General features: G+C 40.9%; 17 protein-coding genes. 3 read left to right on the forward strand and 14 right to left on the reverse strand.

Annotated features, from left to right (window positions below; all coding sequences use genetic code 11):
* Positions 1 to 30: 30 nt before the first annotated feature.
* On the reverse strand, positions 31 to 663 hold the full coding sequence (gene ytaF / locus BrL25_RS03910; protein WP_018674351.1) for a sporulation membrane protein YtaF: 633 nt from the start codon (positions 661 to 663) through the stop codon (positions 31 to 33).
* A gap of 338 nt (positions 664 to 1,001) precedes the next feature.
* Here ytaF and BrL25_RS03915 point away from each other — a divergent pair, with 338 nt between their 5' ends.
* Positions 1,002 to 1,367 (forward strand): helix-turn-helix domain-containing protein, encoded by a 366-nt coding sequence (locus BrL25_RS03915; protein WP_018674352.1) that lies wholly within the window; start codon positions 1,002 to 1,004, stop codon positions 1,365 to 1,367.
* Between the two features lie 278 nt (positions 1,368 to 1,645).
* Positions 1,646 to 1,963 (forward strand): zinc-binding dehydrogenase, encoded by a 318-nt coding sequence (locus BrL25_RS03920; protein WP_018674353.1) that lies wholly within the window; start codon positions 1,646 to 1,648, stop codon positions 1,961 to 1,963.
* 17 nt (positions 1,964 to 1,980) lie between these two features.
* Here the strand turns inward: BrL25_RS03920 and BrL25_RS26365 are convergent, their stop codons facing one another.
* The 9 genes from BrL25_RS26365 to BrL25_RS03960 form a co-directional block, all read right to left on the reverse strand.
* Positions 1,981 to 2,277 carry an aspartyl-phosphate phosphatase Spo0E family protein gene (locus BrL25_RS26365; protein WP_308470847.1) on the reverse strand — a complete coding sequence of 99 codons (297 nt, stop codon included), beginning with the start codon at positions 2,275 to 2,277 and terminating at the stop codon, positions 1,981 to 1,983.
* Positions 2,278 to 2,505: 228 nt separating this feature from the next.
* Positions 2,506 to 3,384 (reverse strand): IS3 family transposase, encoded by an 879-nt coding sequence (locus BrL25_RS03930; protein ID WP_236848055.1) that lies wholly within the window; start codon positions 3,382 to 3,384, stop codon positions 2,506 to 2,508.
* Complete coding sequence (locus BrL25_RS03935; RefSeq protein ID WP_099327224.1) at positions 3,381 to 3,689, reverse strand: transposase; 309 nt, start codon at positions 3,687 to 3,689, stop codon at positions 3,381 to 3,383. Before BrL25_RS03935 ends, BrL25_RS03930 begins: the two co-directional genes overlap by 4 nt.
* Positions 3,690 to 3,806: 117 nt before the next feature.
* Positions 3,807 to 3,929, reverse strand: a complete 123-nt coding sequence (locus BrL25_RS26210) for a hypothetical protein (protein WP_255193678.1) — start codon at positions 3,927 to 3,929, stop codon at positions 3,807 to 3,809.
* Complete coding sequence (locus tag BrL25_RS03940) at positions 3,880 to 5,292, reverse strand: hypothetical protein (protein WP_018674017.1); 1,413 nt, start codon at positions 5,290 to 5,292, stop codon at positions 3,880 to 3,882. The genes BrL25_RS26210 and BrL25_RS03940 overlap by 50 nt, the downstream gene beginning before the upstream one ends.
* A 197-nt stretch (positions 5,293 to 5,489) precedes the next feature.
* Positions 5,490 to 6,422 (reverse strand): manganese-dependent inorganic pyrophosphatase, encoded by a 933-nt coding sequence (locus BrL25_RS03945; RefSeq protein ID WP_018674018.1) that lies wholly within the window; start codon positions 6,420 to 6,422, stop codon positions 5,490 to 5,492.
* A 116-nt stretch (positions 6,423 to 6,538) separates the two neighbouring features.
* Positions 6,539 to 7,882: a CapA family protein gene (locus tag BrL25_RS03950; RefSeq protein WP_018674019.1), complete on the reverse strand. Its 1,344-nt coding sequence runs from the start codon at positions 7,880 to 7,882 to the stop codon at positions 6,539 to 6,541.
* A gap of 2 nt (positions 7,883 to 7,884) precedes the next feature.
* Positions 7,885 to 9,186 (reverse strand): MFS transporter, encoded by a 1,302-nt coding sequence (locus tag BrL25_RS03955; RefSeq protein WP_018674020.1) that lies wholly within the window; start codon positions 9,184 to 9,186, stop codon positions 7,885 to 7,887.
* A gap of 40 nt (positions 9,187 to 9,226) precedes the next feature.
* Complete coding sequence (locus tag BrL25_RS03960; protein ID WP_018674021.1) at positions 9,227 to 10,453, reverse strand: M20 metallopeptidase family protein; 1,227 nt, start codon at positions 10,451 to 10,453, stop codon at positions 9,227 to 9,229.
* 252 nt (positions 10,454 to 10,705) lie between these two features.
* Between BrL25_RS03960 and BrL25_RS03965 the strand changes: the two genes are divergently transcribed.
* Positions 10,706 to 11,281: a hypothetical protein gene (locus BrL25_RS03965; RefSeq protein ID WP_018674022.1), complete on the forward strand. Its 576-nt coding sequence runs from the start codon at positions 10,706 to 10,708 to the stop codon at positions 11,279 to 11,281.
* A gap of 93 nt (positions 11,282 to 11,374) precedes the next feature.
* Here BrL25_RS03965 and qoxD read toward each other — a convergent pair whose 3' ends face one another.
* The 4 genes from qoxD to qoxA are packed head-to-tail and all read right to left on the reverse strand — an operon-like array spanning position 11,375 to position 15,124.
* A complete protein-coding gene (gene qoxD, locus BrL25_RS03970; protein WP_018674023.1) occupies positions 11,375 to 11,659 on the reverse strand; it encodes a cytochrome aa3 quinol oxidase subunit IV in 285 nt (94 codons plus the stop codon).
* Entirely contained in the window at positions 11,656 to 12,258 is a 603-nt protein-coding gene (gene qoxC / locus BrL25_RS03975) for a cytochrome aa3 quinol oxidase subunit III (protein ID WP_018674024.1), read from the reverse strand. The genes qoxD and qoxC overlap by 4 nt, the downstream gene beginning before the upstream one ends.
* The gene (gene qoxB, locus BrL25_RS03980) at positions 12,255 to 14,204 is read right to left on the reverse strand and encodes a cytochrome aa3 quinol oxidase subunit I (protein WP_018674025.1); all 1,950 of its coding nucleotides are present in this window, start codon (positions 14,202 to 14,204) and stop codon (positions 12,255 to 12,257) included. Before qoxB ends, qoxC begins: the two co-directional genes overlap by 4 nt.
* A 53-nt stretch (positions 14,205 to 14,257) precedes the next feature.
* Positions 14,258 to 15,124: a cytochrome aa3 quinol oxidase subunit II gene (gene qoxA / locus BrL25_RS03985; RefSeq protein WP_018674026.1), complete on the reverse strand. Its 867-nt coding sequence runs from the start codon at positions 15,122 to 15,124 to the stop codon at positions 14,258 to 14,260.
* Between the last annotated feature and the right edge of the window lie 204 nt (positions 15,125 to 15,328).

Here is a 15,328-nt window from a genome sequence, read left to right on the forward strand (position 1 = left end):
GCTTTTCTTGTCATACTTGTTTGTTATCAGTTACAACAGAGTGTTGGCCGCGATCACCAAAAGCATCACTCCACTTATAATGGTGCCGAATTGACCTAAGGTGAAAGAAGCAATCCGAATGGAGGCTACTTTTTTTCCTAAAGCAACTCCTGCCCAGAGTGTTATGAAGCTACCTATCGCCGCAGTTAGCGAAATAGCGTGCGGAGATAAGCCCATTAGGCCTGCACTTAGACCATTGGTAACAGCATTTGCAGCAAGGGCAATTCCCAAAATAAATGCTTCACCTACTCCAATTCCTCCTGATTTGTCCAAGTCCACCTCTTCAGGATTTTGCAGGATTCCCTTGATGCTTCTGGTGTTCACGCCACCTTCGCTTGATATTGCCAAAACCTGTTCTTTACGTGGGAATGCCAATAAGATAATCCGTACGCCAATAACGAATAAAAGCAGAGCACCTATCAGAACGGGAAGTATCCCAGGAAGTATAGCTGTCAGCAGCTGACCGAAATAAATCCCAATTTCACTCAAAATAAAGCAGATACCAGCAATCACACAATTGGAAAGAAAGCCAATGCGAATATTGCGAATACCGTACGATATTCCTACACCGAGATTATCGAGACTCGATGAGACAGCAAATCCTAGTATGAGAAGCCAATTCATTTTTCCATCTCACTCCTAAACACTGTTTTTTTTATTGTATTAGGAATGTTGACGAAAAGTGTCATTTTGTTCCATATCTGTTGAGAAAATATCAACACCTTGGTCTATCTCTTTTAGCTTCCATTACATTTCCTGCTTACCTCGCGATCATTGGTACACCCCTGATAAGTTATTTGGTTTCTCCAAGAAAACAAATGCATGTTATGAAAAATGAATAACCATTAGAATAACGTAACTCGTTTCTTCAATTGTTATTTTTTGTAATACTCTCAATTATCGTTAGTAAACTACCTAAATTCGTTAGTTCTTGTTATTATTTGGGTAAAGAGGTGACAAGAATGCCAACGATCGGACTACGAATCAAAGCTCTCCGAAAACAGAAAAAATGGACACAACAAGAGTTGGCCGCTCGGGTAAATGTTTCATCACAAGTGATTTCTAACTGGGAAAGAGCCTATACAAATCCCAATCATGATGATATTTCTCGTCTAGCAGAGTCACTAGAAGTATCTGCTGATTGCATTCTTTTTGGTAACAAACGTCCCGACTTAGTCAAAGAAACGGCCAGCTCTTATTCTGCTTTTGAAGCACTATTTCTCTCTGAATTGGATAAGCTCTCGGAGGAAGATAAGCAAAAAGCACTAGAGCATGTCCGTTTTCTAGCTTATCTAGCAGAACAAAAACAGAAAAATCATGACGAGTAGGCTCGTATACTAGATACGGGCCTTTTGCTTTACCCACGATGCGGTAAATAATCAAAATGCCCATTATGACGTGTTGCCTGTCTTTTAATCCGGAATTTTCTGATATATAATAGAGATGCAAATCTATCGCTTATTGATGAGTCTATAACAAATACGCTCTACCATTTATTTACGCATGTTACTAGAGTTGAAATAGGAGAAATTGTGCCTATGTATTCGGCAGCCGGTGGAATTGGAACAACTGCTTTTCAATTGGTCATGCGGATGGGACGGGACTAGTGAATGGGGTTGTGAGCGGTGAACATAAAGCTACGATCGTACAAGAAGTGGGCGCCAACCATGTTATTGGCTCGAATCATTGCAATTTTATACAACAGGTACATGATGTGACAGATGGGAAAGGCGCCCCTATTATTCTGGATTCTATTTCCGGTGAGGTGTCCGAAAAAAGTATGGATTGTCTCGCCTCCTATGGTAGAGTAATACACATTCAAATCGGTAAACACTCCTCTATTGTAGAAACCGCACAAGCCATGCATGGATGGAAGGTAGGCAAAGCATTGGCAAAGTCTTATTACTGCTTTAGAAATCACTGACATCTGAACAGGAAGCACTAGTGTTTGTAGGATTTAATCCTTTTCTGCATATGGACAATATACTCATCTAATTGTTGACTCATCTCTAAGACTGCAAGGCTTGAAAATGTACCTTCTTTGCAGACCAGTTCTACTAATTTTTTTCTAAGATTCTCTGCATCTGTGTGTAACTCGTCCTCAGTCTGATAGCTTTGAATCCGTTTTCCTGCTAAAGGACTACTGGATTTGATAGGGGCAGAGTATTTCAGATTCGTTCTAGGCGTTCTTTTCCTATGATAGAGTAGAACGTGCTCTACCTTTTTTAGATCTTTAATATCGACCTCCTCCTTTTTAGATCAAATGTCTTATTTACACTATATCCCATTATCCCAAAAAACCCATTTTGAGAAATATTGTAAAAATAATCTATTTTACCCATTTTTTAACATAAAGATTTTTTTATCGATATTTTCTCGATGATCTCCTTCTTGCGAACACAAAAAAAAAAGCACCCTTCCTATGATCTTGCCCCTGTCAAGTAGACAACTTTAAACAAGCCCCATCTAGGCTACCTGAGTTCGGTATTCTATCGGACTCAGGTTTTTTAATCGAGATTGAAACCGTTGCTGATTATAGAAATTAATGTAACCGTGAAGAGCTTCTTCCACTTCTTTATCTGTTTGAAACGAATGAAGGTACAAACACTCTGTTTTTAAATGCCCAAAGAACCCCTCAATACAGGCGTTATCTAAACAGTTACCTTTTCTAGACATACTTGCTACGATTTTATATTGCTGAAGGAACTGGTTATACTGCTTTGAGGTGTACTGGTATCCTTGATCACTGTGTAGGAGGACTCCGCTTACATCCCGCTTTTTAATCGCTAATTTTACGGTATCCATTACGAGTCGTAAATCATTACGTTTGCTTGTTTTGTAGGCAACAACTTCGTTGTTATACATGTCGTATATGACAGACAGATAAAGACGGCGACCATTAAATAGTATGTAGGTAATATCTGTAGCCCATTTCTCATTTGGCCGTGAGGCGCAAAAATTTCGATTCAGCTTGTTTTCGGAGATGACAACCTTCTCTTTGCGCCCAAAGAATTTTCGTTTTTTACGGATTAGCGCTTGTATCCCAAGTTCCTTCATAATGCGATACACACGTTTATGATTGACTTTTAGCCCGTACCTTCTAAATAACCACACTTTTATTCGGGGATACCCGTAAATACCTTTGACCTCTTGATGACACTCCATGATCATTTCTCTTAATTTTTCATTTACCAATTGTTTTGAGGTGGGGTGTTTCTCACGAGAAAGCCACTTGTAAAAACCACTACGAGATACTTTCGTAATTTTACACAATAAAGTAATAGAATACTTTTTAGACAATTCTTTAATAAGCTCGAAAAAACAGCATTTATCTTTCGGTTTCACCTCTTTTCTAGACCTAGCCACTTTTTTAAGAATTCGTTCTCTGCACGTAATCGAACTATCTCTTCCTCCGTACTCTCTGGCCTTATTCGTGGTCTTCCTCTAAGAGGATTTTTTGTTCTCCCGCGTTTTTCATCTAGTCCCTGTATACCTTCCTTTCTATAATGATCAACCCATCTTCTTAAAATAGAAGGGTCACTAATGCCGAGATCCCTTGTAAGTGTTTTGTACCCTTGTTCACCGCTCAAATAAAGCCGTACGGCTTTTAACTTAAAATCCTTTGAATATGTTTTTCTAATTTCCCCCATAGAAAATTCCCCTCCTAGTTAATACAGTAAGGGGTCTTGCTTCTTACTGTCTACTAAAAGGGGATAATATCACTAATAGAAGGTGTGCTCTGTGCGAAAAGGACAGTGAGTATTTATTTATCCACCAATCCCATGATCGTATTGAATCACTCTATCATTTGCCTTTGCCACTGCTACATCCGCCACCTGACTACACAACCCAAAGATCATTACTAGCGAAAGCAAAAAGACTTTCATCATTCCTTACCTCCTCCATAATTTTTTTATAATCCTGTTTCTGTTGCCCTGTCGCGTGGTATCTATGTGCTTCAAAAAGTGTTACGCAGCGTATGAAATTCTTGTGATCGTTCGTAGTAGTAGATAAAGTGAGACATCGTAGGGTTTCGACTATTCCTTTATGAAAACGTTCATTTTTGAACTGGTAAATCGCTAACTGATACCTGAACCGAAGATGGCGTTCTACATTAATCGTGTCTGTGTATCCATCAAAGCAATCTATCTCTAATGAAAAATTCTCTAGGATGTTGTCTATTGAAAAATCATATTTATTTGCAGATTCTACAATGGTCACTAGGCCAGCAAGAAGCTCCTTTGGGTTATCCTCAAGGAAAGCAATATAATCTGGAAGAATATCTAATTGTCCCATGAGTAGGTCAAACGTATATCGATTTGCTCGGGCCCATAATCGGAACTTCTGTACCTCCTTTTGGCCTACTTCATCAAGATTTTCAAACCAGCCTAAATCAGCATATCCAGCAGCGTACTCATTTGCCTTTTTATACAAGCCTTGTTTTTCTAATGCTTCTGATTTTAATAAATAGGCCTGTCCATAATAGACAACCAAATGTCGCTCTGTTTTAAGAGGTTCACCTTTTCTATTACTTTTCTGCTTATTTTGTTCATTTTCGTAGACTAAGGTAGCCAACTCTCTTAACTCGTCTGCATATTTCTCTACTTCTTTCCACTTATGCAGAGTAAAGCTCACATTGGCTAGCTGCAATAACGCGTCCAATTGATGACCTTCCGAGAGTCGCTTTCGAAACGGTTCAAAACGAATAACAGCTTTTCCATTCTCTTCGGCATTGCTTCCAAGTAGCGCTCGAAATAAACGATATTGACTAATAACAGATCTTTCTGAATGGCTATTTTTTTCGTTATCAACCACCAACTGGTAAAAATAAGCGGATTCCTTCTGTTTTCCCTTATAAAACAGCTGCTCTGCTACGGCAAAGAGAACTTCGATGTTTTTAGGGTCCTCCAACAACTGGGGGATCACCATCTGTATACAGTCATGCCTCCCTAATTCTGCACATTGAACCAGATAGGGTCTAACTCGTCGCTTCGAAACCTTTCCTCTTTGGAAGCATTCCTCCACATATAAATCGTACAGCCATCCAGTAGGCTCGCCAAAAGCTCGTCCAATCGCATTTAATTGATCAATGGTTAATGCCCGGATAGGATTTCCTTTTAAGAATCCACTTAAGTGCCCGGCATTGATATTAGTCAATTCACTGAGTTTACTAAGCGTGTAGTTATATGATTTGATGCGATATTCAATTTCCGACCGTATCGATCGCACCATCACATGATTACTCCCGACCATGTAAACACTCCTTTTTAACGAAATATCAATATTTTACTATATTTTACATTTATTTCAGAGAATTCGCTACTAAAATCTCAAAAAATGTAAAATTTTATATTTTTCGACAAATGAAAGAAAGCTTCCTTTCTGTGAGATCAATCGATCACACCGCGAAGGAAGCCTTGATTTTATTGAATGAATGGTTTTTTTTGGAATTACATCTTGCTAAATGCTTCTGTTAATACTGGTACAATTTGTTTCTTACGAGATACAACACCTTTTAAAAGTGCTTTGTTATCTTCTAAAGTCACGTTGAATGCTTGCTCTACAGCCTTAGTAGCACGACCTACCGCCAAGCCAACGGAATCATTATTTAGAATATCTGTCACGACAAATAGGAACAAATCTAACCCTTTTTCTTCAATGATAGAAGTTAGATGCGATTCGATTTCAGCCTGATTAACTAGCACATCATTCACATCAACTGCATTTACTTGAGCGATTTCCACTTTGGAATTACCCATAGCAAACTCTTTTGAGTCAAGAGAAATCAATTGGCTAATTGTTTTGTCGCTAAGGTCTGCACCTGCTTTTAACATTTCTAAGCCATAGGCTTGCAAATCAACCCCAGCAATTGCTGCTAGTTCATGAGCTGCTTTCACATCTTGTTCCGTGCAAGTTGGGGATTTGAGCAACAGCGTGTCAGAAATGATTGCAGAAAGCATAAGACCAGCAATCGTTTTCGTTACCTCTACACCGTTCTCTTTATACATTTTATTTAAAATAGTAGTCGTGCATCCAACTGGCTCAGCACGGAAATACAGTGGGTGATTTGTCTCAAAGTTAGCGATACGGTGATGATCAATAACCTCAACCACGCGAACCTGATCGATGTCGTTCGCACTTTGTTGACGCTCATTGTGATCTACAAGGATAACATCTTGAGCTTCTGTCGCTATGGTTTCTACTAAGCGTGGAGCCTCCACGTTAAAGTATTTGAGGACGAATTCTGTTTCTCCGTTCATGTTGCCTAAACGAACTGGTTCCACGTTTGCCCCCAATTTTGTTTTTAAATCTGCATAAATCAATGCGGAACAAATCGTATCTGTGTCTGGGTTTTTATGTCCGAAAATTAGTGTTTTTTCCATAATCGTTCTCCTTATTCGGTGTTTTAGGGATATAATTATCATATCATAGGAGTCATGACACTCTCCCTTTACATTATAAATATAAAATTCATGTTTTTGAATCCTTCTGTAAAACTTTACACTTTTATTCCCATTTTTTTTGGTGTGATATGTACTACGCCAATCCCCTCCACAACCTGAATCTCTGTGCCATATGGTTTTGATAGCTCTGCTACTCGTTTTACAATCGCTTCATTCCTACTTAGCTCAGGAAAACCATTTTGATGACGTTTTTTGCCACATCCGAGCTCAATAGGGTACAGGGTAATCTCTTTTATTTGACCATTCTCCATACTCCATGAAGCGATGACCGATTCCATGACCTCAGGAATCGACAGCAAGCCTTTTGTCCCTTGATTTGTTTTCGAGTCCATGGCCTGCATAATGCTCATATCCTGTGGGAATGAATTGGCATCATAAAATTCCTGTGGTAACACTTCCAGGGTTTCATCCTGAAAAATAAAATTACTTAGGCTATAAAAAATCGGTCGATTCTGATAAATCTCGATACCGCGTAGCGTATGTGGCCCGTGCCCGACTACCGCATGGGCGCCAGCATCAATAAACCTACGGGAAGCTATCTCCACAAAATCAGCGGGAAGCTGCTTATTTGCCCCTTTCATTTCATGAGCATGGAAGCTTACGATGACATAATCCGCTTGACGTGTTGCATCATCAATGCTGGCTTCCAGACGTTTCATATCCTGCTCATGCGGCATTGTGAGCAATTTTTCTTTTTCTCCCGCATAAAAAATGGCAGGATATCCATACAAATCATAGCCAAACGGTAGAACTCCTTCTGGTAATGGGGACAGAAATGCCTCTTCCACCAGCATTTCATATAGAGCATTTACCTCTGTTTGACTAGCGATTCGTTTCAATACCTCAAAATCGGCTTGCGATACTAGATGTTTTTTCACATGTCTTAGCCCATTCACACCGGGACGACCTTTCCCGTCGCGGCGCTGTTCGGAAGCCAGATGGGTTTGATGAAAGGAGGAGGTCACAGAAAGAAGCGCTACTCTCCCTGAAGGGGTATCCAAATAGACAGGCCGGCCAGCTTCAAACAGATTGGCCCCCATCCCTGTGTGCAATAGCCCAGCTTCTCGCAGATATTTGTTAGTAAGTAACAAGCCATCATGGCAAAAATCCATTGAGTGATTGTTGGCTGTGCCCACTACATTAAATCCGTATGCCACTACATCCTCCAATCGATCGGGGGTTGTTTGCACATGAGTACCGCCAGAAATCGCATTTGGGGTACCTTCATTGTAAGAAACATGCATCTCTAAATTAGTCAGGCGTACATCTGCCTGACAAATAAGCTTTGCAATCTCCTGGAAGCTTGGTTCCTGATAGCTGGGTACTCGTCTGGTTTGAAGATAATCTCCTGTAGTTACGAAGGTCATGATTGAATTCATGATTACTTTCCCTCCCAATCAGCAGTATGAGATAATTTGACCTGTTCCTTGCGTTTTACGTTCAAGAGGAACAGCCAACCACTAGTAACATAAATAAACGCATTCAGAAGTACTACCTGATGAAATCCGTTGGTCAGATTAGCTCCAGCAGCTTGTACGATGGCTCCTGTCACGAGGGGGGAAATCATACCTGCCAACGTTACTAGTCCAGACATAACCCCCATAATTAGACCTGTTCGCTCAGGTAATAGTGTACTTCCAATCACAGAAGCAAGGCTTCCTGCTGTTGTCGTTAATCCTATTCCTAAACAAAAGAGGCAAAGAAGTATTGACGTAGATTGAAACAAAGGAACTAGGCTAAACAAAATACCGCCTGTCAGTACAGCAATGCCGCCGACTGCTACATATGATTGGCGTACCAGCTTCGTTCTTTGAAACAAACGGTCTGCTAACATACAAGCTAGCAACGTGATTAGTCCAGCGATTGTACCAATTATGGCGATAGATGTGCTCATCTGAGTAGAACTCAGCTTCATTACTTTCACTAGATATGTTGGTAACCAAACCAACACGAAGGTCACACCCCACATCTGTGCAAAGTAAAGCAGGAAAGAAAATAGGAAGTCTGCTGATAATAATATGTGACGGACATCAGACCAATGCAACGCGGAGGATTTACTTACAGACTGGCTTGTTGCGAGTTGGGCAAAGTGACTCTTTGGCGATACATGATTTTCAGACACCCCTTTCCCGTCCGGACGATCCTTTCCACCTACTAGCCAGAACATTACCCAGACGAGGCTTACGGCTCCCAACGCAGCCCAGGCCCATCTCCATCCCCAGTGTTCAATAGAGGATACCAAAGCAGGAGTAAACAAACTAGAACCAATGGACGCCCCCAAGGTTAACAAGGCAAAAATAAAGCCACGTCGCTCTGCGGGAAACCACTTGCTAATGTGACTAACAATGACTGGCCATGTAGGTCCTTCTCCGATTCCTAGCAGAACCCTCGCCATTATTAAGATAGGTAAGCTCGTAATTACAAGTGAGCCAGCTTGTATAACTGTCCAGCAAATCGCTAGGATCGTCAGCATTTTTTTGGTACCTATCCTGTCAGATACGCCTGCCCCAATGACACCAGCAATAGCAAAAAACCAGAAAAAACTGCTACCAACCACTCCCCATTGTGTTGGACTAAGCGTCATCTCCTGAATAATTTGGGTAGCGGAATATCCAGCAATCGATTTATCCAGATAGTTAATCATGTATAAAACAAATAGAAATACGACCGTTACCCATGCCATCAGAGACTCCCCCTACACATTTTCTCTGATCCATTCTTGGTCATGATGTTGTTTTTACTGCCCCCTCATCTTCAGATACAACTAAATGCTCAGCAAGTAAGCCCAAAAATAGCTTACCGATCTGTAGCATCGAGCGTTCATCCACATCAAACATCGGATGGTGGTGCGGATATGTGGCATTTATTTCACTATTTCCGCCTCCTACACCGATAAAATTCCCCGGTATTTTCTGCAAATAATAAGCAAAGTCCTCACCACCCATCTGTGGGGGAACCCGAATGACTCGTTCATTCCCGACTAGCTGCTTCGCGATAGCCTCCACTCTCCTGGTCTCCGCCGGATCATTCCAGACAGACGGATAGCCTCTGCGATACGTAAATTGAACAGTAGCGCCAGCGCCTTCAACTGTATGCTGGACGATTTGTTGCATTTCCTTTTCAATGCTAGTACGTGTTTCTTCACTAAATGTTCGGACTGTTCCCAGAATCTGTGCAGTATCTGGAATTACATTGTAAGTAGCGCCACTTTGAAAGGAGCCTATCGTTACTACAGCCGGCTGTAAGGGATCTACACGTCTGCTCACCACTTGCTGTAAATTCAGAATAAGCTGGCTACCAATCACTACTGGATCAATGGACTCATGAGGACTTGCTCCATGTCCACCTTTGCCTTGAATTTCAATTTGAAATTCATCGCCCGCAGCCAGCATATATCCTTCTTGTACGCCAATCACTCCCAGCGGTAGTCCTGAGAATACATGCGCCCCATAAATAACATCCACTCCATCCAGGCAACCATCCTCTACCATCGAGATCGCCCCGCCAGGAATTAGCTCCTCTGCATGCTGAAAGATTAATACCACTGTTCCACTAAGTTCATGCTCATACTCTTTGATGATTTTAGCCGTTCCCAATAAAGCCGCTGTATGGATATCATGTCCACATGCATGCATGACCCCAGGAACCCTTGACTTATATTCCACCTGCTTCTCATCCTGAATCGGAAGCGCATCAAAATCGGCTCGTAACGCCACCGTTTTACCTGGCTCCCCTGAGCTCTTCTGTTTTTTTCCATAGATCGTAGCAACAATTCCTCGACCACCAACCCCTTCCTGTACTTCAATACCAAGCTTTCTCAAATAAGCAGCAATTTTTTTGGGTGTCTCTACCTCTTGAAAAGACAGCTCTGGGTACATATGAAAATCCCGACGTAAGTCCACCATTTCCGTGTACAGTTCTTCTAATTTGGTACATGCCTGATGTAGCATCGGCTTTCCTCCCTCGTAAGATCAATATGTGATATTTGCTAGTGCCAACAAACAAATGCCACTTGGTTCATCATGAATGGATTTTGACGAAAAAACTTACTGTTTTTTATCAGAATTATCAGTTATTACCTATTGTACTTTCTGGATGAATGCATCGCAAGGTAAGAAGCAAAACAGTGACGAGATACTTATTGTTTATTCCCAACATTTACGATAGTCTTGAAAAGACAGCATAAACTAGGAGGTACATCTATGAAAAAAATCGTAGTAGCATTATTTGCCCTCATGCTTCTTTTAACTGCTTGTGACCCCCTCCGTTCTACCGAAAATGACCCTATTGCACAGCAGGACATGATTTCTCTTTTACAGCCTAAACTAGAAAAAGCGTCTACTTATGAAAAATTTACTCGCGTTTATGCCAAAGAAGCCGTTGGAGGCGAAAAGATCGCAACCATCACCAAAGATGGTGTAGAAACAGAAAATACCGCCGTGGCTAAGGATATGATCGTGAAAAACCAAACCGAAGCGAAAGAAATGTACATTTTAAAACCGGACAAGTTTGCTAAAAGATATAAACAAATCGGCCAAGCAAAAGATGGATTTAAAGAGTATCAAGCAGTAGGTGAAATTAAAGCGATTGAAGTAACCTCCGACTTGCTAAAAGAAGCTCAGATCCCTACACAGGAATTTTACTTTATTGCAGCTTGGGATGAGAAAATGATCGTTAAGGAAGGCGACTATCTCGTATCGCCGCTGGACTATTCTGAAGTATATCGCATCGCCAAAAAGGAATTTTTTGAGACCTATCGGTTGAAGGAAACGAAGTAAGATATCACAGATCAACCAACCTAGAGTTCTAATAGAAAAAGGAGCCCGATCCATCGAGATTAGGCTCCTTTTTAATTCTTTAGTTATAACCGATCACTGATAACCCCAGATCATGCATAGTAAGGTTCCGAAAACGGTAACAAGCGCTATGAATAATGCGTAATAGAGATTGGTATAAATTGATACTTTGTCTCCTGTTTCACTCGTGTGCATAAATACAACGAGCTGTACGGCAGCTTGAATGAATGCTGTTGCAAGCAAAATTGTCATCCCGACTGCAAATGAAATGTCAAAGAAATAAACAGTCAAAGCCAATGCAGTAAGAATCATCGACAATCCAAAGCCCATTACCTGTTTGCGTGGGAATAATTCTCTCATGTTTGCATCATTCCTTTCAGATAGACGAAGCTAAAAATGAAGATCCAAACAACGTCTAGGAAATGCCAGTACAGTGAGAAAATGAATGATTTATTCGCTGTTTGAGGCGTCAATCCTCGTTTCCTGACCTGCATAATAATATATAATCCCCAGAATAATCCAAAGGAAACGTGCGCTCCATGTGTTCCCAATGTTGTTAATAGAATCGCTGTAAATGCGCTGGTTTGCAAGCCTGCTCCAATGTGATCGTAATGAAGAAACTCATAGATTTCAACACCTAGGAATCCAAGCCCGAGCAGCAATGTGATCGTAAAAAATGTAATCATTGCTTTTTTGTTGCCGATACGCATCGCATGAATGCCGAGACCGATGATAAAGCTACTTGTTAAAAGCAGGATGGTTTCAATTAGCACGGGAGTAATTTCAAAAATTTCGGCTCCAGTAGGGCCATTGCCAGTGCGATCGACCAATGTGAAATAGGAAGCAAAAAGCGTGCCGAAAAGTACAATTTCGGCTCCTAGGAAGATCCAGAATCCTAAAATGTTTAAGGAATTTTGTTCCGTGCTGTATTCAAGTGGCAGTGAGTGATCTATTTTCATTTCATTGCACCTCGCAAACTTTCTTCTGTCTCTTCTATTTCTTTAACCGAGATGTAATGACCATCGTCCTGCTCAAACGATCGGTGAGTCAAGCACATAAAGATTCCGATGGTTGCAAGGATTACAACATTCCACATTGCAAATACAAAGGCAAAGCCCCAAATGAAAAAGATAACGCTCAAAATAAACGGAGCACCGCTGTTATTTGGCATATGAATTTTTTTATAGGGACCTTGGAATAAGGTATAACCTTTTTTCTTAGCATCCCAGAATGCTTCAATAGACTGAGCTTGTGGTGTAATAGCAAAGTTATATGCTGGTACTGGATTATGAGTTGCCCATTCAAGAGAGCGTGCATCCCATGGATCGGCCTTTATCTTTCTTGGAGCATAACGAATACTCCAGTATATGTTATAAACAAGTAGCACGAAGCCCACTAGCAATCCAAGTGCTCCAATGAATGAAATAAAGTTCAAAGGTCCAAAGCCAGTTGATTCAGAATAGGTGTACATACGTCGGGCCTGTCCATCTAAACCAGAGAGAAACATCGGAAAGAATGCCACGTTAAAGCTAATGGCGATAAACCAGAATGCCCACTTCCCGATTCTTTCATTTAGCATAAAACCGAACATTTTTGGCCACCAGTAAGTGAGACCGGCAATCATAGCAAATACGACACCAGGTATAATGACATAGTGGAAGTGAGCGACTAAAAACATCGTATTATGATATTGGTAGTCAGCTGCTGACATTCCAAGCATAACCCCAGTTACCCCACCAATTAAGAAAATCGGAATGAATCCTAATGAATAAAGCATCGGGACTGTAAAAACAATTTTTCCTTTCCAGAGAGTGAACAGCCAGTTAAATATTTTAATCCCTGTAGGAACAGCAATCGCCATTGTTGTAATAGAGAAAATGCTGTTCGTTAGTGCTCCCTGTCCCATTGTGAAGAAATGGTGTGTCCAAACTAAGAAGGAAAGAAGCGAAATGATCACCATAGAAGCAACCATTGATTTATAACCATACAGATTACGACGAGCAAAGGTTGAAATAATCTCACTATAAACACCGAATGCTGGAAGTACTAGGATATACACTTCAGGATGACCCCACACCCAAAACAAATTCGCCCAAAGCATATCCATACCGCCATTCGTCGAAGCGAAGAAATGTGTTCCGAATAGTCGATCCATTGTCATCATGATAAGTGCCACTGTTAATACAGGAAACGCAAAAACTACAATTACATTCGTAACGAAAGCAGACCATGTAAACATAGGCATTTTCATAAGTGTTATACCAGGTGCTCTCATTTTAAGGATCGTAGCGATAAAGTTAATACCGGATATCAATGTACCAAGACCCGAAATTTGGAGAGCTAGCGCATAATAGTTGGTACCTACCGATGGACTAAATTTATTACCTGCCAGTGGGAAATAAGCAGACCAACCTGCATCAGGAGAACCTCCAATTACAAACGATATGTTAAACAGCATCGCCCCCATGAAGAATAACCAGAAGCTCAATGCATTTAAACGTGGGAACGCTACATCACGAGCCCCGATTTGCAAGGGGACAACAAAGTTCATTAAAGCGTAAATGAATGGCATTGCCATAAAGATGAGCATCACAGTCCCATGAGTTGTGAATATTTCATTATAATGCTGAGCATCTAGCAACGTATTTTCTGGAACGGCCGTTTGGGCACGCATCATGATCGCATCAGCACCACCACGAAATAGCATCAGTAATGCTGATATGAGATACATAATCCCGATCCGTTTATGATCCACCGTCGTTACCCATTCGCGCCAGAGATACCCCCATTTTTTATAATAGGTCAATCCTCCGATAATCCCGAGCATAGTCAGAACAATGGCAACCATCGATGCATAAATCGCAGGGCTGGGATGAGGAACGGCAAATTTCGTAAAGTAATCCATACTATTGTGGCTCCTTTTTGAAATGTATTGTCTTGTCTAAAAAAACGAAGAAACTATTCATCTCGGGATGCACCATGATGGTGGTGGTGTCCACCATTTGCCCCTTCTGGAGCTGGTCTAAATTCTAAATGTGTTCCAGTAAACGTGGATTGTCCAACATGACCCGGCTCTAGTAATGTATTGAATTTTTGTTCCGTAAGAGGTTCAGCCGTTGTTTTAACCTCTTCTACCCATTTATCATATTTCGTTTCAGTCATTGCCTCGACGTTGAATGTATTTTCAGCGAACCCTTTTCCACTAAAATTTGCATTTCGTCCCATGTAATCACCTGGTACATCAGCGGCTAGGTGTAGGGTAGTAACCATGTCGGCCATGGCATATTTTTGTCCCCCTAATTGTGGAACCCAGAAACTAGTGATTGGTCCATAGGAATACAGCTTAAATTCAATAGGTCGGTTTATTGGTATACGCAGGTAGTTGACTGTTTCAATATTTTCTTCCGGATAACTAAAATGCCACTTCCAGTTGGAGCTTGAAGCATAAATAACTAACGGTTTTTTATCCTCATATCCCTGTGGTCTTGACTCCACAATATAGTTACTTTTCACAGAGATCACTGAAAGAATAATGACGATTAGTACTGGAATCCCTACACAAACCATTTCAACAACCAAATTTCCTTCCATATAAGGAGGTTCATATTCTTCTCTTTGTTTAGAGGCACGATATTTTGTGACCATAAATACGAAAAGTGCAATAACAACAACGACAATGAACGACATCGTCCAAATGGAGATCATAATCACGTCTGCTTGTGTCTGGGCTTGAGGTCCTTTTGGGTCCAAGACCAGTAACCTGTCACCACAGCCTGTAAGCAATGAAATAGTAGCTAAAATAAAAGCATATAGAGCCCATTTCATTTTTATCAAGTACCCCTTTCCTGTTGATTTTTAAAATTGATAACCACCGATCCACATTCCTATCCTAATGAATGATCCTCAAAAAGTCGCCATCCAGTCGGATAGCATTTCTCTCATCCATGTTCAATGTTTTGCAACAATATTGACAAGAAATAGTCACAAAATTAACTTCCAGCTCCATCACCTAAATACACAACGCAAAGA

It is taken from the genome of Brevibacillus laterosporus DSM 25 (assembly GCF_002706795.1).
GTDB classification, from domain to species: Bacteria; Bacillota; Bacilli; order Brevibacillales; family Brevibacillaceae; genus Brevibacillus_B; species Brevibacillus_B laterosporus.

What these genes read in the sequence shown, in the direction of transcription:
- ytaF (WP_018674351.1), bottom strand. Translation starts at nt 663, where the DNA reads ATGAATTGGCTTCTCATACTAGGATTTGCTGTCTCATCGAGTCTCGAT.
- BrL25_RS03915 (WP_018674352.1), top strand. Translation starts at nt 1,002, where the DNA reads ATGCCAACGATCGGACTACGAATCAAAGCTCTCCGAAAACAGAAAAAA.
- BrL25_RS03935 (WP_099327224.1), bottom strand. Translation starts at nt 3,689, where the DNA reads ATGGGGGAAATTAGAAAAACATATTCAAAGGATTTTAAGTTAAAAGCC.
- BrL25_RS26210 (WP_255193678.1), bottom strand. Translation starts at nt 3,929, where the DNA reads ATGATGAAAGTCTTTTTGCTTTCGCTAGTAATGATCTTTGGGTTGTGT.
- BrL25_RS03940 (WP_018674017.1), bottom strand. Translation starts at nt 5,292, where the DNA reads ATGGTCGGGAGTAATCATGTGATGGTGCGATCGATACGGTCGGAAATT.
- BrL25_RS03945 (WP_018674018.1), bottom strand. Translation starts at nt 6,422, where the DNA reads ATGGAAAAAACACTAATTTTCGGACATAAAAACCCAGACACAGATACG.
- BrL25_RS03950 (WP_018674019.1), bottom strand. Translation starts at nt 7,882, where the DNA reads ATGAATTCAATCATGACCTTCGTAACTACAGGAGATTATCTTCAAACC.
- BrL25_RS03955 (WP_018674020.1), bottom strand. Translation starts at nt 9,186, where the DNA reads ATGGCATGGGTAACGGTCGTATTTCTATTTGTTTTATACATGATTAAC.
- BrL25_RS03960 (WP_018674021.1), bottom strand. Translation starts at nt 10,453, where the DNA reads ATGCTACATCAGGCATGTACCAAATTAGAAGAACTGTACACGGAAATG.
- BrL25_RS03965 (WP_018674022.1), top strand. Translation starts at nt 10,706, where the DNA reads ATGAAAAAAATCGTAGTAGCATTATTTGCCCTCATGCTTCTTTTAACT.
- qoxD (WP_018674023.1), bottom strand. Translation starts at nt 11,659, where the DNA reads ATGAGAGAATTATTCCCACGCAAACAGGTAATGGGCTTTGGATTGTCG.
- qoxC (WP_018674024.1), bottom strand. Translation starts at nt 12,258, where the DNA reads ATGAAAATAGATCACTCACTGCCACTTGAATACAGCACGGAACAAAAT.
- qoxB (WP_018674025.1), bottom strand. Translation starts at nt 14,204, where the DNA reads ATGGATTACTTTACGAAATTTGCCGTTCCTCATCCCAGCCCTGCGATT.
- qoxA (WP_018674026.1), bottom strand. Translation starts at nt 15,124, where the DNA reads ATGAAATGGGCTCTATATGCTTTTATTTTAGCTACTATTTCATTGCTT.